This window comes from Paraburkholderia sp. BL10I2N1 (assembly GCF_004361815.1).
Lineage (GTDB): Bacteria > Pseudomonadota > Gammaproteobacteria > Burkholderiales > Burkholderiaceae > Paraburkholderia.
The window spans coordinates 4,161,547-4,184,472 of the sequence record NZ_SNWA01000001.1 but is presented as its reverse complement, the minus strand read 5'-3'; the positions used below and the strand labels follow the sequence as shown (position 1 = coordinate 4,184,472).

Annotated in this window: 19 protein-coding genes; 10 read left to right on the top strand and 9 right to left on the bottom strand. The window is 61.4% G+C overall.

Annotated elements, in window-relative coordinates:
• Nucleotide 1: 1 nt before the first annotated feature.
• Both B0G77_RS19585 and B0G77_RS19580 read right to left on the bottom strand, forming a co-directional pair.
• Complete coding sequence (locus B0G77_RS19585) at nt 2-1,267, bottom strand: acyl-CoA dehydrogenase family protein (RefSeq protein ID WP_133663609.1); 1,266 nt, start codon at nt 1,265-1,267, stop codon at nt 2-4.
• A complete protein-coding gene (locus tag B0G77_RS19580) occupies nt 1,264-1,515 on the bottom strand; it encodes an acyl carrier protein (RefSeq protein ID WP_133663608.1) in 252 nt (83 codons plus the stop codon). Before B0G77_RS19580 ends, B0G77_RS19585 begins: the two co-directional genes overlap by 4 nt.
• A 30-nt stretch (nt 1,516-1,545) precedes the next feature.
• Here B0G77_RS19580 and B0G77_RS45290 point away from each other — a divergent pair, with 30 nt between their 5' ends.
• The 5 genes from B0G77_RS45290 (at nt 1,546) to B0G77_RS19560 (ending at nt 6,361) form a co-directional block, all read left to right on the top strand.
• Nucleotides 1,546-1,677, top strand: coding sequence for a hypothetical protein (locus tag B0G77_RS45290; protein WP_279571336.1), 132 nt, complete (start codon nt 1,546-1,548; stop codon nt 1,675-1,677).
• Between the two features lie 117 nt (nt 1,678-1,794).
• Nucleotides 1,795-2,328, top strand: a complete 534-nt coding sequence (locus B0G77_RS19575; protein ID WP_133663607.1) for a GNAT family N-acetyltransferase — start codon at nt 1,795-1,797, stop codon at nt 2,326-2,328.
• A 114-nt stretch (nt 2,329-2,442) separates the two neighbouring features.
• Complete coding sequence (locus B0G77_RS19570; protein ID WP_133663606.1) at nt 2,443-4,035, top strand: hypothetical protein; 1,593 nt, start codon at nt 2,443-2,445, stop codon at nt 4,033-4,035.
• On the top strand, nt 4,032-5,210 hold the full coding sequence (locus B0G77_RS19565) for a glycosyltransferase family 4 protein (protein ID WP_133663605.1): 1,179 nt from the start codon (nt 4,032-4,034) through the stop codon (nt 5,208-5,210). Before B0G77_RS19570 ends, B0G77_RS19565 begins: the two co-directional genes overlap by 4 nt.
• Nucleotides 5,207-6,361: a glycosyltransferase family 4 protein gene (locus B0G77_RS19560; RefSeq protein ID WP_133663604.1), complete on the top strand. Its 1,155-nt coding sequence runs from the start codon at nt 5,207-5,209 to the stop codon at nt 6,359-6,361. The genes B0G77_RS19565 and B0G77_RS19560 overlap by 4 nt, the downstream gene beginning before the upstream one ends.
• 86 nt (nt 6,362-6,447) lie before the next feature.
• Here B0G77_RS19560 and B0G77_RS19555 read toward each other — a convergent pair whose 3' ends face one another.
• The 3 genes from B0G77_RS19555 to B0G77_RS19545 are packed head-to-tail and all read right to left on the bottom strand — an operon-like array spanning nt 6,448 to nt 10,311.
• On the bottom strand, nt 6,448-7,599 hold the full coding sequence (locus tag B0G77_RS19555; RefSeq protein ID WP_166656194.1) for an acyltransferase: 1,152 nt from the start codon (nt 7,597-7,599) through the stop codon (nt 6,448-6,450).
• 33 nt (nt 7,600-7,632) lie between these two features.
• Complete coding sequence (locus B0G77_RS19550) at nt 7,633-9,102, bottom strand: flippase (protein WP_166656193.1); 1,470 nt, start codon at nt 9,100-9,102, stop codon at nt 7,633-7,635.
• A gap of 21 nt (nt 9,103-9,123) precedes the next feature.
• Nucleotides 9,124-10,311: a glycosyltransferase family 9 protein gene (locus B0G77_RS19545; protein WP_133663601.1), complete on the bottom strand. Its 1,188-nt coding sequence runs from the start codon at nt 10,309-10,311 to the stop codon at nt 9,124-9,126.
• Nucleotides 10,312-10,724: 413 nt separating this feature from the next.
• Between B0G77_RS19545 and B0G77_RS19540 the strand changes: the two genes are divergently transcribed.
• Nucleotides 10,725-11,987, top strand: a complete 1,263-nt coding sequence (locus B0G77_RS19540; RefSeq protein ID WP_133663600.1) for an acyltransferase — start codon at nt 10,725-10,727, stop codon at nt 11,985-11,987.
• 209 nt (nt 11,988-12,196) lie between these two features.
• Here B0G77_RS19540 and B0G77_RS19535 read toward each other — a convergent pair whose 3' ends face one another.
• Nucleotides 12,197-13,321 carry a glycosyltransferase gene (locus tag B0G77_RS19535; protein WP_166656192.1) on the bottom strand — a complete coding sequence of 375 codons (1,125 nt, stop codon included), beginning with the start codon at nt 13,319-13,321 and terminating at the stop codon, nt 12,197-12,199.
• Between the two features lie 602 nt (nt 13,322-13,923).
• On the opposite strand from B0G77_RS19535, the gene B0G77_RS19530 reads away from it, so the two are divergent.
• The 3 genes from B0G77_RS19530 to B0G77_RS19520 all read left to right on the top strand — a co-directional run bounded on the left by B0G77_RS19530 (nt 13,924) and on the right by B0G77_RS19520 (nt 16,793).
• Entirely contained in the window at nt 13,924-15,168 is a 1,245-nt protein-coding gene (locus tag B0G77_RS19530) for an acyltransferase (RefSeq protein WP_133663598.1), read from the top strand.
• A gap of 145 nt (nt 15,169-15,313) precedes the next feature.
• On the top strand, nt 15,314-16,387 hold the full coding sequence (locus tag B0G77_RS19525) for a glycosyltransferase family 2 protein (RefSeq protein WP_279571335.1): 1,074 nt from the start codon (nt 15,314-15,316) through the stop codon (nt 16,385-16,387).
• Nucleotides 16,365-16,793 carry a GtrA family protein gene (locus B0G77_RS19520; protein ID WP_133663597.1) on the top strand — a complete coding sequence of 143 codons (429 nt, stop codon included), beginning with the start codon at nt 16,365-16,367 and terminating at the stop codon, nt 16,791-16,793. Before B0G77_RS19525 ends, B0G77_RS19520 begins: the two co-directional genes overlap by 23 nt.
• Before the next feature lie 117 nt (nt 16,794-16,910).
• Here B0G77_RS19520 and B0G77_RS19515 read toward each other — a convergent pair whose 3' ends face one another.
• The 3 genes from B0G77_RS19515 to B0G77_RS19505 are packed head-to-tail and all read right to left on the bottom strand — an operon-like array spanning nt 16,911 to nt 21,861.
• Nucleotides 16,911-17,642 carry an amino acid ABC transporter ATP-binding protein gene (locus tag B0G77_RS19515; RefSeq protein WP_133663596.1) on the bottom strand — a complete coding sequence of 244 codons (732 nt, stop codon included), beginning with the start codon at nt 17,640-17,642 and terminating at the stop codon, nt 16,911-16,913.
• A gap of 10 nt (nt 17,643-17,652) precedes the next feature.
• Complete coding sequence (locus B0G77_RS19510; protein ID WP_133663595.1) at nt 17,653-18,897, bottom strand: M20/M25/M40 family metallo-hydrolase; 1,245 nt, start codon at nt 18,895-18,897, stop codon at nt 17,653-17,655.
• Nucleotides 18,898-18,933: 36 nt separating this feature from the next.
• A complete protein-coding gene (locus tag B0G77_RS19505; protein ID WP_133663594.1) occupies nt 18,934-21,861 on the bottom strand; it encodes an FAD-dependent oxidoreductase in 2,928 nt (975 codons plus the stop codon).
• Between the two features lie 146 nt (nt 21,862-22,007).
• Between B0G77_RS19505 and B0G77_RS19500 the strand changes: the two genes are divergently transcribed.
• On the top strand, nt 22,008-22,901 hold the full coding sequence (locus B0G77_RS19500) for a dihydrodipicolinate synthase family protein (RefSeq protein WP_133663593.1): 894 nt from the start codon (nt 22,008-22,010) through the stop codon (nt 22,899-22,901).
• The last annotated feature ends 25 nt before the right edge of the window (nt 22,902-22,926 follow it).

The window sequence follows — 22,926 nt, the reverse complement described above, 5'->3', positions numbered from 1 at the left end:
GTCAGGCTCTCCCCGGGGCGGCCGGACGCTGCGCCAGCAGCAGGCTCGCTGTGTTTTGTGCAATACGGTCGTTGTTGATCATCAGCGGCGCGGAGTGCAGGTCGCGCAGATGGCGGCCCACGCTGTATTCCGTACCGTTCTTGTAGCCGGCCATGCCGCAGATCATCAACACTTCCTGAACGACGAGCAGCGCCGTCGACGAGATGCTCGTCTTCAGCGTATTCATGTCCGACGCGAAGCCGAGCATCGCCGAGAGTGGCGCGTCGGCCTGCGAGGCGCCGTGTTTCGCCCGATGCGCGGCACGCGCGGCATCGAGTGCGACCGACAGGCGCGCCTGCATCATCTGCAGCAGGCCCACAGCCTCAGCGAGACGCATGCCTGCCGGAGGCACCGAACCCGGCTTCGAGCGCGCCTGAGCCCGGAAAAAGGCCTTCGCGCGGTTCACCGCATCGGCTGCCACGCCGGTCCAGACAGCGGCCCACAGCGTATGCGAGACGGGCAGCATGGTCTGGTCGGCGATATCGGCGAAAGGCGTCGGCAGGATCTGTTCGGCAAGCCCGGTGGCGACGAGGCGGAAGCCTTCGCTGCAGGTGCCGCGCATGCCCATCGAGTCCCAGCCGCCGCGTTTTTCGAGCTCCGTCTCATCGCGCAGCGCGACGATCAGCACCTGGTCCGCCGCCGCCGATTCGGCCGTGCGCCGCGCGGTGACGAGGATGCCGTCCGCGTGTGCGCCGTACGAAATCGTCGGAGCGAGCTTTTCGATGCGAAAGAGCTCGCCGTCGAGTTCGACTGCACAGGCGCTGGTGCGCATGTTGCCGCCGATGGTTTCTTCAGACGTAGCCGATGCGAGGAGCCACTGCTGCTCGACCAGCTGCGTGAGCAGGTTCTGGTGCCACGGCGTGTCGCTGCCGTGCTCCTCGATGCAGGCGACCTGGATCTGGTGCATCGCGTACACCATGGCGGTCGAGGCGCAGCCCTGGGCGAGGATCTCGCATATCGAGGCGACGTCCGCGAGCGAGAGTCCCGCGCCGCCGAAGCGCGCCGGCACCATCGCCGACAGCAGACGTTCGCGCTTCAGCGCGTCGAAGGCTTCGACTGGAAAGCGCGCCTGCCGGTCGACCGGATCGGCGTGTTGCGCGGCGATCTGGGCGCAGCGCTGCGCGGCGGCGCGCCAGCCGGATTCGGGTTCCACGGCGGCCAGGGTGGCGGCGGGCGTGGCCGCTTCGGCGACTGGCGCGATGGCCTCCTGCATCAGCGGGGCGTTCATGCTGCCGCCTTTGCCTGCTGCAATTCGCTGACCGCGGCGGACAGTGAATCGATGCTGGAGAACAGGCGGCGCGTCAGCATCCGGTCGGGAATCTCGATGCCGAATTCGTCTTCGATCGCCAGCATCAGGTGCACGGTCGCCAGTGACGACAGGCCGGCCGCGTAAAGGTCGGCGTCGTCAGCCAGCGTGTCCGGCGGCACATCGAGACGGGCCGATTCGGAAAGAATGCGTCGCAATGCTGTTTTCATAGTGAGGCGCTCCCTTGAGGAGATAGAGCTGTGCAGTGTTTTCTGAGTCCTGGCCTCGTGCCTGACGAGGCGGCTTCAGCGTCGCCGGTGGTCCTTCACCAGTCACGTATCCGGCTGATCGCGCTGCAGCAGCCGCATACGTCGCTGGTTGTCGGTATTTAACGGATCGCGACCCGGTATCGTCAGTGCGGTGCCGCACTGAATCTGGAGGTTCGGCGGCGTACCTTGTTTCCATGCGAACAGCCATGTTCCCGTCGAATTTCGATAATGGACTCTGTGATGAACTGGAAAACGCTCGAATTTGAACAGCTCACACCGCGAGAACTGTATCTGATCATGCGGGCGCGAAGTGCTGTGTTCGTCGTCGAACAGGCGCACGTTTGTCTCGACGCCGATGGCCACGACGAAACCGCGCTGCATCTGTTTGCGATGCAGGACATCTGCCTGCCGATGCCGGTGCTGGCTTATGCGCGGCTTCGTCCGGGAGACGAGGAAGATCCGGAAGTGGTGATCGACAAGATACTGACCAGTCCCGCGAGACGCGGCGATGGCACGGCCGAATTGCTGATCGAGCGGGCATTGAGCGCCATTGCGGAGCGTTGGCCGGGACGCCTGATCCGGGTGACCGCACCCGTCGGACTGAGGAGCTTTTACGAGCAGTTTGGTTTTCGCAAGACTGAAGGTCCTTTTCTCGAGCACGGCGTGCCCTTCATCGGTCTTTCGTGCAGCCAGCGCGGCAGCCATGCTCAGTCGGGAAACGTGCGCCGCCTGCGCAGCGGGCTTTCGATCGTCAAAACATACGAACTGCTGTGACCACGCGCGCGTGCAGTGCCAGCCAGGTCCGCCGTCAGTGCGGGCTGGCCTGAACGCGAACGGGCGCGCACGTCTGGCGTCATCGCGTGGTTTTCATTGCCGGGGGGCAACTGGATGTCAAGAGCACCGTCATTGCCGTCGCGGCTAGCGACTGCGTCGCACGCGGAACGTGGCAAACCACGCGTGCGCGTCGAGGGGTCGTGGGTCGCGCGCTTTCCGGCGCTCTTGCCGATCGGCTTCTTCATCCTGACGTTGCTGCTGATCGCTGTTCACCAGGGAAAGATCGCCGAGCTGTTTTATCCGGCTGGCGCCCTGGTGATCGCTGTGATGTTCTACCGGTTCTCGCCTCCGCACTACCTGGGCTTCGTCTGCTGGCTGTTTTTCCTCTCACCGGAGGTGCGACGCCTCGCGGATTTCGTGAACGGCGCGTTCAACGACAAAAGTCCGATCATGGTCGCGCCGTTGCTGGCAGTCTCGCTGTGCGGCCTCTCGTTCATCAAGCACGCGAACGGGCTTGGCCAGCGCCGTAACGCGCCGCTCGTGCTGATCGTCGTCGCGATGTTATATGCGTTCGTTGTCGGTGTGATACAGGCCGGCTTCGCGCCGGCGCTGTATACGCTGGTCAACTGGGCGTTTCCGGCGCTGGTGGCGTTCTATCTCAACGTCACATGGCGACACTACCCTGACTACCAGCGTGTTCTGATGAGCACGGTGTTGTATGCCGGTCTGTTAATGGGCATCTATGGCGTCATTCAGTTCGTTGTGGTGCCGCCATGGGACGCGTTCTGGATCATCCAGATAAAAGGCTGGACTTTCGGCCACCCTGTTCCATACGGGCTGCGTGTCTGGAGCACGATGAATGCGCCCGGTATCTTTGCCGTGGCGATCATGTATATGGTGCTGATGTCACTGGCTTCGCGCAAGCGCCTCGCCATCCTGATGGCGCTTGCAGGTGTCGCGGCGTTACTGTTCACGTCGGTGCGCACGTGCTGGGGAGGCCTCGTCATCGGCCTCGTCTATCCACTTGCGATGCTCGACGGGAGGAGCCGGCGGCGGATGATCGGCGGTGTACTGGGTATCGTGATGCTATGCGCGCCGTTGATGATGTTCGATCAGATATCGGATGGCGTGCTCGGCCGTATGAGTACGCTTACCGATATCAGCAACGACAGCAGCTTTCGGGAGCGGACCTACTTTTACGAGATCTTTCTGACGACGGCGCTATCGGATATCTCAGGAGAGGGGCTCGGTTCGATAGGCCTTGGCGCGAAGCTTGCGACCGACAGTACGGCGCCCGCTGGCGGCGGGTTCGATAGTGGCGTGATGGAAATTCCATTCGTGATGGGGTGGCCCGGCACGCTGCTGTTTATGACAGGGATCGTTCTGTTGATGTGGCGGGCGTTCAAGGCGAGCCGACGACAACCGAAAGACCGCTTCGTGATATGTGGCGTGGGCGTGTCGGTCGCGATTTTCGCGATGCTGCTCATGTTCAATACGATGACATCCGGAACGGGGATGCTTTTCTACGTTGGCGTGACGATGCCGGTCATCGGGCTGCGTTATGCCCTTTACAGTGCGCACGAGGCACACGCGGCAAAAGCCGCCGCGAAGGCGGCATCGGTTGCATCGGCACCTGCTGGGCGCGCTGTGGCGCCGGCGGCGGTTCTACGCGCTGGCCGAGGGCCGGCACCAGGAGTAAGCGTATGAATATTCTGATCGTGACACACGTCGTCGCGAAGAACGATGGGCAGGGGCGTGTCAACTACGAGATTGCCCGCGCGGCGCTGGCGGCGGGCCACCAGGTGACGATGCTCGCATCGCGCGCGGCACCTGAACTGGCGGATCACCCGCTCGCGCTGTTTGTGCAGATCAGCTCCAGCCGGCTGCCCACGCGCCTTTTGCAGTACCAGTCGTTCGCGTGGCGCAGCGGCCTGTGGATCCGCGCGCATCGGCACGAGTTCGACGTGGTGCACGTGAACGGCTTCATTACGTGGGCGCGAGCCGATGTCAACGCCGTCCATTTTGTGCACGACGGGTGGTATCGATGCGGCTTTTATCCGTTTCGCTTTTTTCGCAGCGCTTACGATGCCTACCAGGTTATCTTCACGCGAGTTAACGGCTACCTCGAGGCGGGGGCGTTCAGGCGCGCGCAGGTGGTGGTTCCGGTGTCGGACAAGGTGCGTAGCGAAGTGCTCAGGCATGGTATCGACCCGGCGCGGGTGCAGGTCATTTACAACGGTGTCGATATCGACGAATTCGCGCCAGGCGTTTCCGGGCGCGCTCGCTTCGGCTTGCCCGACGCACCTTTCCTGTTGCTGTTCGCAGGCGATCTGACCGTGTCGCGCAAGAATCTCGACACGGTGCTGCGCGCACTTGCGATGACCTCGCGCGAAGTGCACCTTGTCGTCGCCGCTGGTTTCCGGGGGAGTCCGCATCCGGCAATGGCGGCGGAACTCGGCGTGGCCGAGCGGGTACATTTCATCGACTTCGTGAAAGACATGCCCGCGCTGATGCGTTCGGTCGACGCGTTCGTGTTTCCTTCGCGTTACGAAGCGATGAGCCTGGTGTTGCTGGAGGCGCTTGCCAGCGCGCTGCCGGTGGTGGCGGCGCGGACGACGGGCGGCGCCGAAGTGATCGGACCGGACAGCGGCGTGGTGCTGGACAATCCTGAAGATGCGCCTGCGCTCGCCGGGGCGATCGAGCGTTTTGTCAGTGATCGCGACAGCGCGAGGCAAATGGGGCAGGTCGCGCGTGAGCTGGCCAGAACGCTCGAGTGGTCCACGATGGCGCAACGCTACCTGGCGCTGTATGAGCGCATCTGTGCGCGGCGCGCGGTGGCGCCTGTCCCGGTTCCGTCTCCGCCGGCTACGGTGGACTCATGAGCACTCAGATCGATTCGCTGCAGATCGGCATGCACTGGTTCGGAGAGCGACCGGGCGGCCTCGATCGCATGTTCATGGAACTCGTCGAGTCGTTGCCTGCGCAGGGGGTCAACGTGCGCGGCCTGGTGGCGGGCAGCGATGGGGTCGAGAAGGCTTCGGGCGGGACGGTGCAGTCGTTCGCCACGGCCGATTCGCGGCTCGGGCGGCGCCTGTGGGCCGCCCGGGCGCTCTCGTCAAGACTCAAACGCGCACGCAAACCGGATGTCGTGGCCGCGCATTTCGCGCTCTATACCGCACCGACTACAGGTGTATTCAGCGGTGTGCCGCGTGTGGTGCACTTTCACGGGCCGTGGGCCGACGAGTCGATCCAGGCCGGTGGCAAGGCATTCGCGCGCGGCGTGCGCCGCTCGCTCGAACGCTTCGTCTATCGCGGCGGCACCCGGCATATCGTGCTGTCGCAGGCATTCGGGCAGATCCTGCATACCCAGTACCGCATACATGAAGACAGCATTCGCGTGGTGCCGGGCTGTGTCGACGTCGCACGTTTCGATACGGGCCTCGCGAAGCGGGACGCGCGCGCCTCGTTAGGCTTGCCGCAGGACCGGCCGGTCCTCTTTTGCGTGCGTCGTCTCGTCTGGCGCATGGGCATCGAGGATCTGATCGACGCGATGTATCTGATCAGGCAGGCGGTACCGGATGCGCTGCTGGCGATCGCGGGGCGCGGACCGCTCGAGGCGAACCTGCGTGCGCGCGTGGCGGCGCGTGGCCTCGAAGATCACGTGAAGTTTCTGGGTTTCGTGCCCGACTCGGCGTTGCCGATGTGGTATGCGGCGGCCGACATGACGGTGGTGCCAACCGTCGCGCTCGAGGGTTTCGGTTTGACCACGATCGAATCGCTGGCCTCGGGTACGCCAGTGCTGGTGACGCCGGTAGGGGGCCTGCCGGAGGCCGTAGCGCCGCTCTCGCCTGATCTGGTACTGTCGTCCGGGGGTTTTCATGCGATCGGCAGCGGGATCATCGAGGCGCTGCGTGGTACCCGCACCTTACCCGACGCGGCGGCGTGCCGCGCCTATGCGCGTGCACATTTCGACCGTCCGGTCGTGGCGGCGCAGGTTGCCGGCGTCTATCACGAAGCGATCGAGGCTTTCTGACCGCCTGGCGCCCCGATGTCGAGTGTCGCGCTCCTCGCGCCTTATGCGCAGCCGGAGATTATTAAGCCCATTTCCGGGATGTCGTACTAGTCTGGCCGCACCAGATATTCCGTTGCCGGCGCGAGCCGTTGCTTTCCCGCCCATCGATTGAAGACATCGCGGAACGGCACTTCGATAAAACGGTATGTCAGCCCTGAGACGATAAAGAGCGTCGTCAGGTAGATCGATAGCGTCACGATCCCGAAGGCAGGTCGGACGGAATATCGTGCCGCGAGCCCAAACAGGTAGATGAGCGCCGGATGCAGAAGATAGATGGAATAGGAACGGCAGCCCAACATCTGCGCGGGTTTGCTCCTGAGACACCGGGCCACGAAGCCCCGGTCGGATGAGAGCGACAGGATCAGCAGCGCGAAAACAAACGGCAGTCCCAGGGCGAGAGCCGGTGCATGCTTAAGCGCCATGAAAATGCCCCCGGCAGCCAGCAGCGCGCATGCCTGCAGCGCGCTCTCATGACGCGTGGCGAATTTCGCGGCGTGAAACGTAAGACAGCCCATGAAGAACGATGCAATGCATCGTGTCAGGCCAAAATCGTAGGTGATGTTCAGGCACTCCACGTTGGCGATGCAATCATGCCAGACGAGGCTCGCCCAGCAGGTGATCAGGAACGCCAAGACGCTGAGCAGCGCAAAGGCGGCCAGTCTCACGCGGCCCGAAATCGCGATGCACACGCCCGCGAACAGCATGTAGGTGTAGAACTCCGTGCTGATGCTCCAGCTGACGTAGTTCAGGATGGCCTTGTCGAAGAGACCAAGGCCGTGCGTCATCGTCAGCGTGGCGAGGATCTCGGCCCCCGACGGCAGGAAGTAGCCCGAGGATGTTGGACTCGCGAACATGTTCTGATGACCGAGCACGACGAGGACGTATTTGGTCAGGGCGTGCAGATTGGGAATGAGGACGTAGACCGCCGTCGAAAATATGAGCAGAGGAAAAAGCCGCCCGAACCGGCGGATCGCGAAGTTCCAGAAAGCGTTGCCGCTACTGAGCCGGTTCTGATACGAAGAGCAGATGACGTAGCCACTCAGGACGAAGAAAAGATCGACAAACAGGTAGCCGTACCGGATGAACACCGGATACGGCAGGTTGAAGGGCATGAAAAGGCTGAAGTGATAGACGGCAACCAGCAGCGCCGCGACCCCGCGGGCGCCTTCGAATGAACCCACCACCGTATGTTCACGCATGAGTCTCTCGCGTTGTGTGACTTGCATCTGGGTCTACGCACGTCGCCACGATCGATATTGCACAAGGGCAGACGATAGCGAACGCAGCAGGCGGGCACGCCAGGCGGGTTCGGCCTGCAGCGCCCAGACAATCGCGAGCCCCACCAGAAGGATCCACGAGACGATGCGGGCGGGCGACGTCCATGAGAACAGCACCGTGGCCACAAACGCCGAGACAATGAGTAGCGCAGGCGCGATCAGAAAGCGCGCTAACCCGGAGCCCAGACGCGCCGCCATGAACAGCAGGATGGTCTCGATAACATAGCGAAGGGTCCAGGAAAAGGCCGCTCCGATCACGCCGAAGCTATGCAGCGTCCACCACAGCAACGCGACAAGCGGCACAACCTGGGCTGCATGAAGGCGTGCCACCACCCCCGGTTTGCCGCCCGCGGTCAGATGACTGCCAGGAATGTGGGCGAGGGAATTTGCCCATACGCCGATAAGAACGATTTCGCCGATGGAGGTGGTTCTTGACGCAAAATCGTGGCCGATCCACACATGCAGAAACGGCTGCATCAGGAAGATGCCAAAGACGAAGATCGGCGTAATCAGAACGCAGAGTCCGCGCGTCGCCTGCACGGCAAGCGCCACGGCGTCGTGCTTTTCAAGAGCCGACAACCTGGGAAACAATGTGCGGGCGAAAACAGCGGCGAAGATCTTGCCGCGCAGGGCGAGATTGGACGGTACCTGGTACCACGCGACAGCCTGCGGACCGAGAATGCTGCCGATCATCAGCCGGTCGGTGGAATCCAGCACCGGGGTGGTGAAGTTGCTCACCATCACCCACGCACCGTACGAAAACAGCGGTTTGATATGTCGCAGGCTGGCTCCGGCGGCGAAGCGTAGCGGAAACACCCAGAACGTCACGACGATCAGAAGGACCAGCGATGCGGCGCTGCCGAGGATGGCGGCGCGAATGACGATCTGTAGCTCGGGCTTGATCAGGATCGCGAAAAGCAGCGGTGCGATCTGGTATATGAGGACACCGACGAACTGGACTGCGTTGAGCGGGCCGAATTGCTCACGGCCGGACATTGCCCCGGTGAACACGCCGGTCACAGTCGAAATCGGTATCGCGCAGGCGATCCACGGCATCGCCTGCAGCACTTCCGCGTTGATGGCGGGCGCGATGTGGAACTGTGCAAAGAGTAGATGACCGACCAGGAACAGGATCGTGCCGCCGATGATCCCAAATCCCGTGTTGAGCAGCAGGGCGGTCCACAATACCGACTCGCGTTCGGCAGGCGACGCTTTCGACAGTTGCGCAATGCGGTTCGAGGTCGCGGTCGACAGACCGAAATCGATATACCCGAAATAACCCTGCAGCGTCCATACAATCGCGAGCACACCGTATCGCTCCGCACCAATATGCTTGAGGTACAGCGGCACCGTAATGAACGAGACGATCAGCGGCAACGCGCTCCCCAGAAAGTTGGCGGCTGCGTTTTTTTTCAGGCTGGGCATGGAAGAGCGCATTGCATCTCTCTATAGAGCGATCTGATGGGGTTGTCGCAGAACAGGTGCGTTTCTGGCTTTGTCCAGTACGGCCTCTACAACCCGGTCGACCGTGGGCCAGTTGGCAGCGGGTTTGCCGGGCGTGACCTTCGACGGCCCGACGCTGCTATACGGCGCCGGGTAGCCCCAGACGACATCGTGTGCCTGTGCGTTGGCCACTTCCGACGTCCCTCCCAGCACGGCTAGCGTAGGACGTCGAAACGCGGCAGCCACGTGCAATAGCATGGATGAGTAGGTGAGCACGACGTCAGCCTGCTCAGCCAGCGCAAAGGTCCCTCTGAGCGATGCCTGGCCCACCATCGAGCGAATGCCCGCGCGAGGACCCGCGTGCGCCATGATCTGCGCTGCCGTGGTTTGATCCGCCGGTCCGCCAATGATGACGATGTCGCTGCCGGCCATCGGGGCAAGCAACCTCGATATTTTCCCGAGTGCCGTCCCCATTGCCTCGGCGGACCAGCTTTTCTCGGGAAGGCCTGCGGCACACCCTACCAGCAGACGCACAGGTCTTGGCTCCAGCGATGAATCCGCCCGCCAGACGTGCGCTGCCTGACTGCGTTCTGCCTCGGTCAGGTAAAGCTGTGGCCGCGGTTCGGGCAGATCGCGCGCGCCGAGCAATTCGGCTTGCGCCAGCGCGGCGCGGGCCACGTGAACCTCGGGAGTAAAGCCGATATGGGCGTGACATGCGCTCCAGCCGCCGCGATAGCCGCGTACGCCGATTCTGTAGCGTGCGCCGGCACGTAACATCAGCATCACTCCGAGATGACTGCCGAGCACGTCAATGCCGACGTCAAAACCGTTGTGGCGACGCAGTGCATCGACCTGTTCCGATCCCCAGATGAACCGCATCGCGCTGCGCAGCGACTGATCCTTGACGATCTTGTTGTTCCATGGTGCGTCGACTTCAACGATCTCGTCGACAAAGGGATTGTTCTCGAGAACCGCCCGACCCCATTGGCCGATTCCCGCAACGAGCCGGGTCGAGGGAAAGCGCCGGCGCAGCGCCTCGAATAGCGGCGTGGTCGTCAGCAGGTCGCCGAAATCGTTGGGCCGCAGCACCAGAATGTTGCGAGGCTCCTCGCGGAGCGGATCGATGCCAGATGGCCGAAGCCGGCCCGCAAGCCAGAGTGGTGCTTCTATGAGCGACCCTTTCCATCCCATTTTGCGCTCCCTTAGACGGGCGTAATTTGATGTTCTTCACCTGGTCTAGTCTTTACGCACGGCGTTGTGCGTCCCCTTGCTGCGCTGTCAATTGTCCAGCTTTGCCGCGCGGGAATTTGTTGGCGAGCGTACAGATTTGCCAAGCTCGCGCAGCGGCCGACCCGTACCGGTCAGGCAGATTCGATCGTGTGATGTTTCAAGGAGGGGTGGCTGGCTAGCCGATGTCGGTTTGTGTGCGGAAACGACCATTGTGCCGAGGAGGTCATGCCGCATGATTCTTCCGGAACCCTGCTTGCCGCACGCTCGTTGCGTCATGACCGAGTGTCCGCGGACGCTCGCGATCTGCCTGTGCGCGCAAGCCCGACGTCGTGCGTCGGTGGGCGACCGCCAGCATTTTCGATTGGGGATTTCACATGACAGCTGGTGCTGGAGAGTCGGACTCTTCCCGATTGGCATACCTCGACGGGTTGCGCGGATGGGCTGCGCTCATCGTTGTGCTGTGCCACCTCTTTCCCTTCTACCTGCTCCGATCCAGCGGGCCGTCCGCTGAGGGAGTCAGACACCTCCTTGCGAAAGGCGCGTTCTGGGGCTATCTCCAGTACAGCGTGGCAACCGTCGGCGTTGTGTTTTACCACTTCCTGACAGATGGCGCGATCGCCGTATACGTGTTCTTTGTTCTGTCCGGTTATGTCCTGTCAGTGGGTTACGTGCAGAAGCGAAGGCGGGAACTGATCGCTGACCAGGCACTTCGCCGCTATATCCGGTTGACTGTCCCCATCTTCTTCGCCTGTTGCATTGCATTCTGTCTGATGAAGCTTGGGTTGATGTACAACCAGCGCGTTGCAGTGATGTCCGGTAGCGAATGGATAGCGCAATTTTATCAATGGTCGCCTGATTTCTTCAGTCTTGTGAAATTTGCGCTTTACGATGTTTACTTCGATTATTTCCATGTGAATTCGTATGTCTTTGTCCTTTGGACCATGCAGCTCGAGTTTTTCGGATCGTTCCTGATTTTTTGCCTTCTGGCCCTTTTCGGTGAACTGGAAAAAAGATGGATCCCCTACGGGCTGGCGCTGGTCGCCGTCTGGTTGATCAACCGGGATCTGGTCTCCTTCATGATGGGGTTGTTCATTGCCGAGCTATATCAGCTTGAACAGGTCAGATTGCTGTTGGGAAGAAAGGTCTCGAAGATTGCCGTATCGATCATGTTGATGCTGGTTCTGCTTGTGCCCGTGCTGACATTCCACTATCTGGCGCGTGATAACTGGGCTCCCGTGTATTCCGTCGCTGCGACGATAATTGTCGTGTCCGTCATGATGCTGAAGCCGTTCCAGAGCGCATTTTCGTGCCGTGTTTCGAGATTTTTTGGACATATCTCTTTCTCTCTTTATCTGATGCATCCCCTGGTACTCTGCTCGTTCGGGGCGTGGTACTTCATTGCGCTTCACGAATACCTGAGTCGTCCCGTATTGATCGCATCCTGTGCGGCCTTCGTTGTCGCGCTGAGTGTCCTGTCGGCGAGGGCATTTGTGATCCTGGATTCATGGGGCGTAAGAGAAGCCCGGCGATTCTCCAGCGCGGTCTTGAGAAAATCCGCACTGATGCCCAGAACCGATTCCAGAGTCCGGCGCGCCGGACCGGCACACGCAGGCGAGTCGGTAGGCGTACCCGACTGAACGCTGCTCGAGATCGGCCGGGCAACAGTCATGCATGGCCGCAAAGAAGTGGCGGCGTGAGACATCGACTGCCAGGTCACCGAACTGCAGATGCGCGCGGTAATCCTGAACCGGTTCGGGCAGTTCAGCGCCGGGCGCGGCGCACATCGCCCGGCTGCGTCAGGTGTCGAGGAAAACTCAACGTCGGCATAACTTGTACCGCGGCGCCATCACGAACCACGCAAACCCTCAGTCAGCATTTCTCCCGTTTCCGGGCTGCAGGCTGCTGCGAGCATCTGTTCGGTGAGTGCGACATGCTGCTTCGCGAAATTTGCTGTCGTATACCCGCTCGTTATGAGTCGCTGGCTGGCGAGCAACGCTTTATTCCAGGCGTCCTCGGGAGATTGTGAAAGAGAAAGTGCTGCATCACGGAGCGCTATTGCGTCGGCGACAGGAACGTACGTCACTTCATTCGGCGAGAAATACTCCTGCAGTCCACCGACGTCAGTGGCAATGACCGGTTTGCCATACGTAACGGATTCGAGAATAACCGTGATCCCGGACACGTGTTTGTTTTCTCGAAGCGGGACCACAATGACGTCAGCCCAATAGTACAGTTCACGTTGCGCTGCGAGGCCAAACACCGGTCCGATTTTGATGTTGGGCGATTGCTTTGCTGAACGCACCCGTCTTCTCGTTGCGAGTCGAACCTCGAACCGGTTATCGTCATAAAACGAATCGATGAGCGTATCCCAGTCTCTGTCTCTATCATTGCCTATCGCGGCAATTCGAAGGGGTGAGTGGGGGCGCCACGGCGCAACCGTGGAAATCGGAAAGTCGTCAGTGCATATCCCGTAAAAAACCTGGGTGGCGGGAAGGCCGAGACAGGTTTTACACAATTTCTGGTTTATCGACGAATGGGTTGTCATCATATCGGCTCGCTTCGCCAATGAGCGATAGAGCAATCTGCGTACCGGGCCATAGCGGTGCCAGCGGTCAAAGAGCCATACGCTTTGTGCCAGAAGGAGTGGATTCTTCGGGCGACGATGCAGTCGAAGAAGGAGCGCAACTGCCAGATATTCGAATTCCGTGTGCGTCCAGACTACATCTGCATCGAGTATCTGCCGTCTGTTATGCCAGGTGTGCAAAAAATCAAATCCGACAGCAGCTTTAAGACCTTTCCGGAAAAATCTCCTGATTTTTCCTTCTTTAGCATCATGAGAGTAGGTGAGATGATAGTTCTCCGACTCGGCGTGATGATAGCCATAAAGGCAGCCCTTTGCCTTTCCCTGCCGGTATTGAGTCGGGTCGGCACCGTAAAAGAGATGGACGTTCACTTTTGTAGGACGTTTCATGAGCTTTCCGCGTAACAAGGGCACTTCAGCGCAATATCTATGAAATAGTTGTCCGGTCTTTACGGCCGACATGGGGCTTGCATTGAAAGAACGCTGATCGGCTATCCGTAGGGTAACAATCCTGAACGGCCCTTCGATAAATTTGAACGTCAGAGATGCGGCACACAGGCATACGGCGCAACTGTCGTCCCTTCTGACAATAAATAGCTCGACGGAGCGTGTCCACCCGGAAGGCCCGGGAAAATGAGTGCTACAGCACGAAACCGGCCCGATTCTGCCGACGCCTGCTCGTTGCCAGTTCGTCGCGTGTTTGTCATTTTCCAGCTTTGACATTGGATCGAAGGGCAGGGCTGCCTGACGCTGCTCAGGTCGCCAACCGTTCGTTCTTGTGGCGGGAACCCGCCGCAGGGCGGGTCGGCAGTATCCCGCAGTACCCGCCTCAACGGGATCCGCTCCAATCGCTCTGGGTGTGTTCGCGAGCGAACAACGAAGGCGCGGGCACCCACCTAATATGAGTTGCATCGGATTGCGACATGGCACCCGTATGGCGTCCATCGTGACCGCGCAGGCGCGCGTTTCACAACAACGGTCGAGGGAACAGGATGGGCTCAGATCTGATCAATAGTGGAATTTATGAGCCGTGGCGCATTGTTCCGGTGATGGTCGTTCTGCTCGGGCTTTTCTCGCTGCGCTACTTCAAGGGCCTGGACGAGCCGCCTGCGCAGCACAATAACCGGTCACGGACGATCGACGGACTACGCGGCTTCCTGGCGTTGGGCGTGTTTTTTGCGCATGGATCCGGCTACTACGTCTATATGACGACAGGCTATTGGGGAGCCGGTCCAAGCTTATTCTTCAACCAGCTGGGCAGTATCGGGGTTGCGCTGTTCTTCATCATCACGAGTTTCCTTTTCTGGGGGAAGGCGGTCGCGGCGTCGAGTCACACCCGCAATGCCACCGATTACAGACGCTATCTGTTTTCCCTCTATACCGCGCGATTCTTCCGCATCGCTCCGTTGTACTACCTGGTTATTGCCCTGATGCTGGCAATTACGCTTTCGGCAACGGGGCCGCACCTGAACGTAAGCGCAATCCAGCTCGTCAAGGAGATCGGGAACTGGATGCTGCTCGGGCTGGGCGCAAATGTCCGGGTCAATGGTTACGGCGGTCCTCCCATCATGACGGGAATGGTCTGGACGTTGGGGTGGGAATGGTACTTCTATTTCTCGCTTGCCTTGACCTCGCTGATTGCTTTCTCACGAAGGTTCCGGCTGGCTTTTTCTGTCGCGGTATTCCTTGTCGCGGCGTCACTCAGTCTGGCAGGTCGTTTTCCACAGTCTGCTTTCATCCTGCTATTCAGCATCGGCATGATATTCGCCTCCCTGCGAGACGGCAGGTTCGGAACGAATCTTCCCGCAGCCGCAAGCTCGATAGCGGCCGTGGCCTTGCTGGCCGTGGTCTATGCCGGTTATCAGGTTTCACATCCCATAACTCAGGCAATTCTGCTGGCGGTCTTCTTTTATCTGATCACCAACGGTTGCGACATATTCGGTCTTTTGAGGACACGCGCTGCGCAACGCCTTGGCGCCATCAGCTACGGCATTTACCTGACCCACGGCATCTGTCTGCACCTGGTGTTCTCAATCGCACCGCTGCGCGAGTTCGCGATCGGATCCGTAACGCGATATTGGAGCGTCGTGTCTCTGACGGCTCTGGTCGTGAGCGGCTTTTCGTCCTTGACGTTCGTCTTTGTCGAGCGGCCTGGTATTGCGCTCGGTCGCTCGCTGCTGCGCAGATCGGGGCTCTCTCGTACCAGGACAAAGGCCCAGCCCGCCGCGGCTGCCTGAAGTGCCGTTTGGCCGGGAGTGTTGGGATGCGAACAAACGTGCCGTCCGCTCTGGATTAAATTGGTTCACAGGCTCGGGTCTGCACGCGTGTGCGAACGGGGATGCCATCTGCTTCGAACGGCCTGCCACGGCTGGGGGGACAATCATGAATTACATGGGCCGCGAACAACTGCTCGGTGCACCTCTGCTGAGGGCGTTGCATCCGGACCTGCCAATTCACGGCGACGCCCAGCAGGTAGCGCCGCCGCTTGCGGTGGTGGTGACTGCCGATGTTCCGCTGCTTTCGCTGGTTGTGCCGTTCTATAACGAAGAGGAGATGATCAGCAAGTTCTTCGAAGCGACATTGCCCGTGCTGGAATCGCTTGATAGCCTTACCTTCGAAATCGTTTGCGTCAACGACGGCAGCCGCGATAACACCTTGTGCCAGTTGCTGCAGCGCTCGGTCGCCGATAGCCGGATCCGTGTCATCGACCTGACGCGCAATTTCGGTAAGGAAGCCGCTTTGTCCGCGGGGCTCGATGAAGCGATGGGCGACATCCTGATCCCGTTCGACGCCGACCTTCAGGATCCGCCCTATGTCATCAGGCAGCTGGTCGAAAAGTGGCGGGAAGGTAATGACGTCGTGCTGGCAAGACGGAGCAATCGGGATTCGGATTCGTTTCTCAAGCGGAAAACGGCCGCCATGTTCTACCGGATGCACAACGCCGTCTGCGATACGCATATCCCGGAAAACGTCGGCGACTTTCGGCTGATCACGCGGGAAGTGGCCAACGCACTGAAGAAATTGCCTGAAACCAGACGCTTCATGAAAGGGTTGTTTGCCTGGGTGGGCTATCGGACCGCCGTCGTGGAGTACGTGCGTGAGTCTCGCGCAGCGGGCGAGTCGAAGTTCTCCGGCTGGAAGCTGTGGAATTTTGCGCTGGAAGGTTTTACGAGTTTCAGTACGTTGCCGCTGCGCGTCTGGACTTATATCGGTACGGCGGTCGCCACGTTCGCATTTTTGTACGCCGCCTTTCTGATCGCACGAACCCTGATTCACGGCGTCGCGGTGCCCGGGTACGCGTCTCTGCTCACCGCCGTGTTGATGCTGGGCGGCGTGCAGTTGATCGGGATCGGTGTACTGGGCGAGTATATCGGGCGCATTTACGCAGAATCGAAGAAGCGTCCCGTCTATCTCATCAAGGATCGTTACCAGAATGTCAGCGCAAGCAATGCCTGATGGTCGCGTGGTGCTGAAGTTTGTCGCGTACGCCAGCATCGGCGCGGTCGGCACGCTTGCCCAATACCTTGTCCTCGTCGCGACGGTCGCTTCGGGCCGGGCCGGACCCGTTACCGGATCGGTCGCAGGGGCGGTTGTTGGGGCTCTCGTGAATTACTGCCTGAACCGGCGGCTGACTTTCAGATCGGCCGGCAGTCATCTGAATACCCTGCCAAAGTTCGCGGCGACGGCGTGCCTCGGTGTGCTGGTCAACGGTGTTGTGATGAAGGTGCTGACCGAGGACAGCCAGCTCAACTACATGATCGCCCAGGTCATCGCGACGGGCATGGTGCTGGTTTTGACTTTCCTGATTAATTCCGTATGGACCTTCAGGCAGCAACCGCGGCCGAGCGGTCCAACTCTCTGACGCAAGCCGCAACGACACCTTCCTCTCAAACAGCAACCGATCACGACTGACTTGCGTACCCTGCAACCTAGGTTAGTACACAACGCAAATAACGCAATGAATCTCTAACTCGGGATACTAGGCGGCCTGCAGTATTTTGGACAAGAAGTGCTTCGCTCGTGGCGACTTCGGCGTGTCGAAGAAGTCGCCCTTTGTACTGTCTTCGACGATCTGCCCGCCATCCATGAAGATCACACGATCTGCCACACGGCGCGCGAAGCCCATTTCGTGGGTGACGCACATCATCGTCATGCCTTCCCGAGCGAGCTCCACCATTACATCGAGGACTTCGTTGACCATCTCGGGGTCGAGCGCTGACGTGGGCTCGTCGAAGAGAAGGGCGACCGGGTCCATTGACAAGGCTCGCGCGATAGCCACGCGCTGTTGCTGGCCGCCGGATAGCTGCCCTGAATACTTGTGGGCGTGCGGCGCAAGTCCGACGCGCTCGAGCAACGTGCGGGCCTTCTGCGTCGCCTCGGCTTTGCCACGCCTGAGGACCGAAACCTGCGGCAGAATGAGGTTGTCGATAATCGACAGATGCGGAAAAAGCTCGAACTGCTGAAACACCATCCCCACGCGCGCGCGCAGCTTCGATAGATCGGTGCCGCGCGCGCTGACTGATACACCGCCGACGTGAATCGTACCCTGCTGGAACGGTTCGAGACCGTTCACACATTTGATGAGAGTCGATTTACCGGAGCCAGACGGTCCGCAGATCACGACTACTTCACCCTGCGTCACGCGTGTCGTGCATCGTTCCAGCACCTGAACGCTGCCATAGCATTTCGATACGTTGGTGATGTCGATCATGGATTTAGCCTCAGGTCGCGGTGGGGGCAAGCAATTCGACGATCGCATTAGCGACCACCTTGCTCGCAAGTGCAAGTGACGCGAGCGGTACGCGTTCGTCCGCGCGATGGCCGTTCGCTTCGAGCAGCGAACGCGGACCGGCGCCATACATAATGGTCGGCACGCCCGCTTCGACATAGAGCCGCGCATCGGCGTAGAGCGGCACGCCGTTTGTCTGCACGTCTTCCTGCGTGACCTCGCTTGCCTCACGACGGAAAATCTCCGCAAGCGCCGCGGCGCCGTCGATTGGCATGAATGGACGGGCGAGCAGGATCCGCGTGATTTCCACGCGGATGCCCGTCAACCTGGCGGTGGATGCATCGATGAGCGCGCGGATTTCGACTTCGACTTCTTCGGGCTGTTCTTCGGGAATGATCCGTCGGTCGAGCCGGAAGGTGATCTCGTCAGGCACGACGTTCGTATTGATCCCGCCGTCGATCAGGCCGACGACCAGCGTTGGCGCATCGATGCCTGCTACTTTCGAGTGGCGGCCCGCAAGTGTCGCGCGGTGCAAGTAGAGGTCGCCAAGGATTTGGGTAGCGGCTTCGAGTGCATCGTGGCCGGTATCGGGCCGCGCCGCGTGCGCCGACTTGCCGACCACCTTCACTTCGAGATGAAGACAGCCGTTATGCGCGATAGTCACATGATGCGAAAACGATGCGCACACAGCATAGTCGGGCCGCGAGATGCCTTCGGCGAGAAGCCACCCGGGGCCGGTCATGCCGCCGGTTTCCTCGTCATACGTAAAGTGCAGCTCGACAGTGCCGGCGAGCGGCGCGCCGCATTCCTTCAGCGCGCGCAACGCGTATGCGTAGGTCGCGAAGTCAGACTTCGAGACCGCCGCTCCGCGCCCATACATCCAGCCGTCGCGGACTTCGGCGCCATACGGATCGGTACTCCAGCCGCCGCCGGCCGGCACCACGTCGCCATGCGCATTGAGCGCGATGATCGGACCGGGCGCGAAGCGCTCGCGCACAACAACATTCATGACGCTTTGCATTCCGTGCCGAGAGACCACGTCATCCGGCACGCGATGACGCTCGGCTGTGAAACCGAGCTTTTCCATCTCGGTCGCGGCAAGCTCGCCATGCGGTGCACAGTCGCCGGGAGGGTTGTCGGAAGGACAACGCACGAGTGTTGCGAGTAGCGCCTGCTGCTCGTCCCGGTGTGCGTCGATCCAGGCGGCAATGCGGTTTTTCAGGTCGGTATGGGGCATGTCAGGATTCTTTGTGTGAGTGGTCGTGGAGGTGCTTCACGCAGATGCAAACCGGTCTAGCAGAAAGGGCGCGATGTCGAGTTCGGGAGAGCGTTGAAGAATGAGATCGGTCACGAGTTGCGACACGATCGGTGCAAGGGTGTATCCGTTCGACGTCACGGCATTGAAAAAGCCGGGAACGCCTTCCACCGGACCGAGAATCGGCGCGCCGTCGATGTCGATATTCATGCCGGCCCAGGCGCGCACCATGTGAAGTCCCTTGAGCGCGGGCAGCACGTGACTTGCGACCCAGGCATTGCCTTCGATGCTCTCGCGCATTACGTGGTTCATGCGCCGCACGGGGTCGAACGCGGCGGTCCAGCCGCCGCCGATCAGGATGCCGCCGGTCGCCGTCTGCTTCAGGCTCAGGTGGCGGTCGGCGTGGGCGATCAGGTGGTCGACGAGCTTCGGCGCAGGTTCCGTGGCGATCATCTGCAACGGCGCGCCCGCCACCGGGACGTGCACGCCGAGCATCGCGCCGATCTCTTTTGCCCACGCGCCGGCGGCGTTCACCACGACACGTGCGCGAATCCGGCCACGGCTTGTGGCGACAGAAAAGCCGCCGCGATCTCGCATGATCGCCGTGACGTTGGTCGCACGCTGGAAGCGCGCGCCCTGCGCGCTGGCAAGGCGCATGACGGCATACGTTGCGCGCAACGGATTGATCTTGCCTTCCATCGGGCAGTATTCCGCGCCGAGCAGAGTGGGCGACAGATGCGGGGACAACGCGAGCAGGCCGCGTGCATCGAGCAGTTCCGCTTCAATGCCGAACTGTTTTTCGAGCGCGATCTTTTGCTCGAGGAAGTGCATACCAGCCTCGCTGTCGGCCACCATCAGGCCGCCCGTCACGCGGACTTCGAGGTTGTCGCCGCTTTCGCGTTCGAGTTGCTGCCAGAGCCGCACCGACGCGGGGCCGAGAACAAGCGTGTTGGCCGCGGGCGTGCCGCCCGCGCGGGCCTTCTTGCCGAAATCGAACGACAGTAGTTGCACGTGCAGGCTGCCCGCGTTCGCGCCGGACGCCTGCAGGTTCAAATCGTCGCGGTCCACCACCAGCACGTCGCGGCCCGCGCGGCTCAGAAAATGACCGAGGCACGCACCCATCACACCGCCTCCGATCACGAGGACGTCGGCATTCTGATCGCCCAGGGCGGGCTCTTCCACGGGCCGCGCAACGTTCGGCGTGGACGCCTTACGATGGCCTCCCCATTCGGGCTTCTCGAACGCCAGCGCGGCGAGCGGCACTGGCCGCACCGGCACGCGCGGGGCGAGAAAATGCATGACCTCACGGACACGGCCCGTCGATTCCTCGATGAGCCTGGCGCAACTCGCCGCGCAATTGCGCCCTTGGCAGCGGCCCATGCCAAGACGGGTGTTACGCTTGATCGACGCCAGCGTGTCGTGCCCAATGGACAGCTGGTCGAGCATCGCGCCCTGCGTCACGTCCTCGCATCGGCAGACGATCGTATCGCGCGGCAGATCCACGATGCTCGGCGCCGGTGTGGCGAAAATTTTCCACAGCGCGGTCTGGAACCGGTCCGCGCGCGCCAACGCACGGCGTGCCGCAGCACGCGATTGCCCGGCGTCCGCCTTTGACTGAAGACGTAGCGCATCCGCCGCCGCGTGACCCGCAAGCGTCCCGCGCGCGAGCGCGACCCGGGCGCCTCCGATGCGCGCGCCATCGCCTGCCGCAAACACGCCTGCGATGCTCGTCTGCCCGTTCGCGTCGATGTCAGTGGCGAGATGACCGACGCCTCTGTCGACGAACGAATGCGCGCAGCCGAGCGCCCGTGCAATATCGGTCGTCGGCGCGAAGCCATAACCGACGCACAGGGTGTCGCATGAGAGGGTGACGGGTTTGTCGCCGCAACTGTAGGCGATCTCTTCGAGCCGCTGCTTGCCATGCGCCTTGAGCCCGCGCGCATTCCAGATGACCGGCACGTTCGCGGCGCGCAGCGTGGCGAGGTAAGCGGCGCCATCGCGAATCAGGCTGGGCGCTTCGCGGGTCGCGACAAGCAGTTCGCGCCACAGGCGCAAGCCGGGCCGCGTTGCACTTTCGAGAACCGCCACGACGTTCGCGCCGCCGGCCACCAACTCGGCGGCAAGTTGCAGGTTCAGCGGCCCGTTGCCCGCAATGACGATTCGCTCGCCCGGCGCCACCCGATACGCCCGCGCTAGCGTTTGTGCGCCGCCGGTGGTCATCACGCCGGGCAAGGTCCAACCCGGGAAGGGCGCGGTGTATTCGTACGCGCCGGGAGCGAGCACGATCTGCAGCGGGCGGAACACAACGCTTGCGCCATTCACGATCACGCCGATTTCGTGCGGGCCGAATGCCCCCCAGACGAACGCGTCTGGCGTGAGCGTGACCCCCATCGCGCGGGCACGCCGGATCAGCGCTGCGCCTTCGCGGAACTGTCGATCGAGTTTGCTGGCCTGCTGGCTCGGGGCGATCTGCTTGAAGAACTGGCCGCCCGCCATGGGGCGCTCGTCGATCACCTCGACCGATGCACCACGCGAGCGGGCCGCACACGCCGCCATCAGTCCCGCGGGACCAGCGCCTACCACCAGCACGTCAACGGCGACCTCGCGCGGCTGTGCGCCTTCAGGCGTCGGCGCGAGCGGCACATGAGCGCCGGCGTTTGCGCGCGCCGTGCCCTGTGCGGTGACCTGCATGCCGTCCGCCGCCTTCGTCATGCAGGCGCGTTGTCCCTGTTTGCCGTCCACGCACACAAGGCATTCGAAGCAGTTGCCCATACCGCAATACAGCCCGCGTCGCTCCCCGTTGAGTGTCTCTCGATACACCCCGCGGCCGGCGTCGGCGAGCGCCGCGGCGATGGACTCGCCCTCCAGCGCGCGGATGCGCTCGCCGTCGTATTCGAACGAGATGAGCTTGCCGGATGGAGCGATGTGCGATTTTTTTAGACGCATCAGAAACCTTGTTGCGTTGGGCTTTGCAAGCTTCAAGACGGGTGCCGGGATTTGAAAAGGCTTGACGCGCGAAATTTGTATACAAATGCTATACAAACAATATGCAATTTCAAAGCTCTCAAAAAAAACCGGATTCCAGCTCTACGATGAAGACTTTTCGCGGCACCTACACCGTCCTGATTACCCCCTTTACCGCCGACGGCAAGCACGTCGACATCCCAGCCCTGCACAAACTCGTGAACTGGCAGATCGAAGAGGGGATTCATGGGCTCATCCCGCTCGGAAGTACGGGCGAATTCCTGTCTCTAAAGGACTCGGAGCGGATCGAAGTGGCACAGACCGTGATTGAAGCGGCGGCGGGCCGCGTGCCCGTGCTGCTCGGCACGGGGATGGAATGGACCGATGACGCCATCGCCCGTTCGCGGGAAGCGCAGGAACTCGGCGCGGACGGGGTGATGGTGATTCCGCCGTTCTACAGCACGCCGACCGAAGACGAGCTCTTCGAGCATTACCGCCGGATCGGCGAATCGATCGAACTGCCGATCATGATCTACAACAATCCGGCCACGGCGAACGTTGACCTGAAGCCGGAACTCGTCGCGCGCCTGTCGCACATCGACAACGTCAACTACATCAAGGAGTCGACGCTTGAAGTCACGCGAGTGCGCGACATCGTCGAATTGTGCGGCGACCGCATGACCGTTTTCGCGGGGATCCTTGGTTATGAATCCATGTGTGTCGGTGCGCAAGGCTGGGTGGCGGTGTGCTCGAACCTGCTGCCGCGGCTGTCTGCACGGCTATACGAATGCACCGCTGTCAAGCGGGATATCGACGCGGGGCTTGCGATCTATCGCGAGATGCTGCCGATCGTGCGCTGGGTCGGCGGGCATCGCTATGTGTCGGCAAGCAAGGCCGGCCTCGCGATGATGGGCTTGCCAGCCGGTGAGCCGCGCGCGCCGCGTCTGCCGCTGCCGGCCGCTGATCGTGAACTGCTACGCGCCGATCTCGCGGCGCTCGGTGTACTAAACACGCTGTCCTGATTCCTTTTTTCCCCCTGGAGAATCT

What these genes read in the sequence shown, in the direction of transcription:
- B0G77_RS19555 (WP_166656194.1), bottom strand. Translation starts at nt 7,599, where the DNA reads ATGCGTGAACATACGGTGGTGGGTTCATTCGAAGGCGCCCGCGGGGTC.
- B0G77_RS19550 (WP_166656193.1), bottom strand. Translation starts at nt 9,102, where the DNA reads ATGCCCAGCCTGAAAAAAAACGCAGCCGCCAACTTTCTGGGGAGCGCG.
- B0G77_RS19505 (WP_133663594.1), bottom strand. Translation starts at nt 21,861, where the DNA reads ATGCGTCTAAAAAAATCGCACATCGCTCCATCCGGCAAGCTCATCTCG.
- B0G77_RS19570 (WP_133663606.1), top strand. Translation starts at nt 2,443, where the DNA reads ATGTCAAGAGCACCGTCATTGCCGTCGCGGCTAGCGACTGCGTCGCAC.
- B0G77_RS19515 (WP_133663596.1), bottom strand. Translation starts at nt 17,642, where the DNA reads ATGATCGACATCACCAACGTATCGAAATGCTATGGCAGCGTTCAGGTG.
- B0G77_RS19575 (WP_133663607.1), top strand. Translation starts at nt 1,795, where the DNA reads ATGAACTGGAAAACGCTCGAATTTGAACAGCTCACACCGCGAGAACTG.
- B0G77_RS19530 (WP_133663598.1), top strand. Translation starts at nt 13,924, where the DNA reads ATGGGCTCAGATCTGATCAATAGTGGAATTTATGAGCCGTGGCGCATT.
- B0G77_RS19545 (WP_133663601.1), bottom strand. Translation starts at nt 10,311, where the DNA reads ATGGGATGGAAAGGGTCGCTCATAGAAGCACCACTCTGGCTTGCGGGC.
- B0G77_RS19500 (WP_133663593.1), top strand. Translation starts at nt 22,008, where the DNA reads ATGAAGACTTTTCGCGGCACCTACACCGTCCTGATTACCCCCTTTACC.
- B0G77_RS19560 (WP_133663604.1), top strand. Translation starts at nt 5,207, where the DNA reads ATGAGCACTCAGATCGATTCGCTGCAGATCGGCATGCACTGGTTCGGA.
- B0G77_RS19565 (WP_133663605.1), top strand. Translation starts at nt 4,032, where the DNA reads ATGAATATTCTGATCGTGACACACGTCGTCGCGAAGAACGATGGGCAG.
- B0G77_RS19540 (WP_133663600.1), top strand. Translation starts at nt 10,725, where the DNA reads ATGACAGCTGGTGCTGGAGAGTCGGACTCTTCCCGATTGGCATACCTC.
- B0G77_RS19520 (WP_133663597.1), top strand. Translation starts at nt 16,365, where the DNA reads ATGTCAGCGCAAGCAATGCCTGATGGTCGCGTGGTGCTGAAGTTTGTC.
- B0G77_RS19580 (WP_133663608.1), bottom strand. Translation starts at nt 1,515, where the DNA reads ATGAAAACAGCATTGCGACGCATTCTTTCCGAATCGGCCCGTCTCGAT.
- B0G77_RS19510 (WP_133663595.1), bottom strand. Translation starts at nt 18,897, where the DNA reads ATGCCCCATACCGACCTGAAAAACCGCATTGCCGCCTGGATCGACGCA.
- B0G77_RS19585 (WP_133663609.1), bottom strand. Translation starts at nt 1,267, where the DNA reads ATGAACGCCCCGCTGATGCAGGAGGCCATCGCGCCAGTCGCCGAAGCG.
- B0G77_RS19535 (WP_166656192.1), bottom strand. Translation starts at nt 13,321, where the DNA reads ATGAAACGTCCTACAAAAGTGAACGTCCATCTCTTTTACGGTGCCGAC.
- B0G77_RS19525 (WP_279571335.1), top strand. Translation starts at nt 15,314, where the DNA reads ATGAATTACATGGGCCGCGAACAACTGCTCGGTGCACCTCTGCTGAGG.